Annotated in this window: 2 pseudogenes; one reads left to right on the top strand and one right to left on the bottom strand. The window is 68.8% G+C overall.

What is annotated here, in order from left to right:
• Nucleotides 1–1,257: pseudogene (locus B4C31_RS04865) on the bottom strand (tetratricopeptide repeat protein); the annotation flags it as partial.
• 116 nt (nucleotides 1,258–1,373) lie between these two features.
• Here B4C31_RS04865 and B4C31_RS04870 point away from each other — a divergent pair.
• Nucleotides 1,374–1,963 (top strand): annotated as a pseudogene (locus B4C31_RS04870) (glycosyltransferase); the annotation flags it as partial.

Here is a 1,963-nt window from a genome sequence, read left to right on the forward strand (position 1 = left end):
TCCGTCGGCGTCCGTCGGTTCGGACCCCTGACCGGGTTCGTGGGCGGTCTGCGCGGGGTCGGGGTGCTTCGTGCCGATCTCGACGGCGAGGGCGCGAGCCTCCTCCACCAGTCGCACGACCGCGGCGATGCCGTCGTCGCGCAACGGGTCGATGTCGATGTCGTCGCCGTCGGCGTTGTGCAGGGCGATGAGGGCCGGATCCTGGAGCAGCGCCATATCGATCTGCGCGGCCTGGGCCCGGGTGACCGTGTCCTCCGTGGGCTGCAGGCCCAGGCGGGCGTTGCGCTCCAGCCAGGCACTCACCGCGGCGAACCGGTTGAGGTTGCCTTCGATCCTCAGGGATTTGAGCACCGGACCGAACGTCATCGTGGCGTCCCATGCGAAGAAGTAGCAGCCGGAATAGGTGGAGGTGTACAGGTGCAGCGGTTCGGCGCCGTGCACGGCCTCCAGCCCCGTCGTGGCGTCCAGCACGCCGGCCTCGCGCATCAGGTCGGCGAAGTGGTCCTCCAGCCCGGAGGCGCGCAACCCGTGCGCGCGGGCCTCCATCGTGTCGCGCAGGGAACGGCGGATCGCCCCCATCGGCGCCTCCCGGTTGAGCCTGCGGAAGATGTTGCCCGAGCCGAATCCCAGCAGCAGCCCCTGCATCTGCGGCAGCATGTACGCGGCGAAGAACGCGATGGCGATCGCGTCCCGGTATTCCAGGTCGCGTCGCATGGACTCGGGCAGGTTCGCGCGCATCTGTTCGAGCGTGTACCGGTTGCCGGATTTCAGCCATGCGGCCAGCCACATCATCCGCCCGCGCGCGTCGCGGCCCACCACGCCGCCGCGGATCGCCCTGCGTCTCCCGTCCCGTTCATGACCCGGAACGGACGGCAGCGTCACCTCCTCCTCCCGGCTGAACATGAACCGGGGCTCCATGCCGTGGGTGTCCATCCTCGGATCGTCGCCCACGAACACGCGCCCCTGCGCGTCGGCGAGCGCGATCTGGCAGAACCGGTCACGCCCCACGAACACGCCGAGCGAAAACGACCTGGACCCGTTGCCGGGCAGTTGCGCCCAGCCCAGGCGCAGCGTCTCCGGCACGCCGTCGAAGCCGTCGAACAGCCGGCGCTTGACCAGCGGCGTGAGCGTCATCGCCTGCCGCTTCAACTCCCCCAACATGTCCTCGGGCGAGCGGACCGCCTTCTCGAAGGCGTTGCCCTGCGGCGCACCATGCGGGCGGTTCCCCGTTACGGAGCCGGCCAGGGTACGGAGCATCTCAAGGATCGTGCGCACGCCATGACGCGCCCGCGCAAGGCCAGATCGGGAGTTGAATGAAGACATGGTTGTCATTCTCCCAATTCACTCAGACATGAAGCCGTTAGAATAATCAGGTGAACTCTTCCCGACACCGCCGCCCGTTGCTGGCCGTTCTGATCGTGGCCGTGGTCATCGCCTGCCTGGAATGCGTGGCGGCCAACCTGCCGTTCTGGACCACGTTGGCCGCCAGTACGGACACGGCGTCGGCGTCGAATGCCATGGGACTGGGTCTGGAGCGCCGCGAGGACGGCATGCTGGTGGTCACCGACCAGACCCAGGCGTATCTGGATGTGCCCGCCGACGGCACGTCCTCCTATATCCGCATCGATCCGGTGCCCCGGGACGTGCTCGCTGCGGCGGACGCGGCGGACGCCCCCTATCGGACGGTGTACGTGCGCGCCGATGGCGACGGGCATGCGGGACGGATGACGTCGGTGGCGGTCAGCGCGCCGCGCTCCCTGTACCTGAAGGTGCGGGCGAACGACACCGTGCGGCTGTGGATCGCCGAATCGGCCGGGTCGGTGGTGCCGATCGCCGCGGTTCACGCCAATGTGCGTGTGCCGTTCTCCTTCGATTGGCTGCGCGTGGCCGCGATGGTGGCGATTGCGCTGCTGGTGGCGTTGTGGCGGCCCGGTTCGCGGCTGTGGCGGATCACGTTGGATCC

Origin of the sequence: Bifidobacterium sp. UBA4282 (assembly GCF_002394995.1) — a bacterium.
GTDB lineage: Bacteria > Actinomycetota > Actinomycetes > Actinomycetales > Bifidobacteriaceae > Bifidobacterium > Bifidobacterium pullorum_B.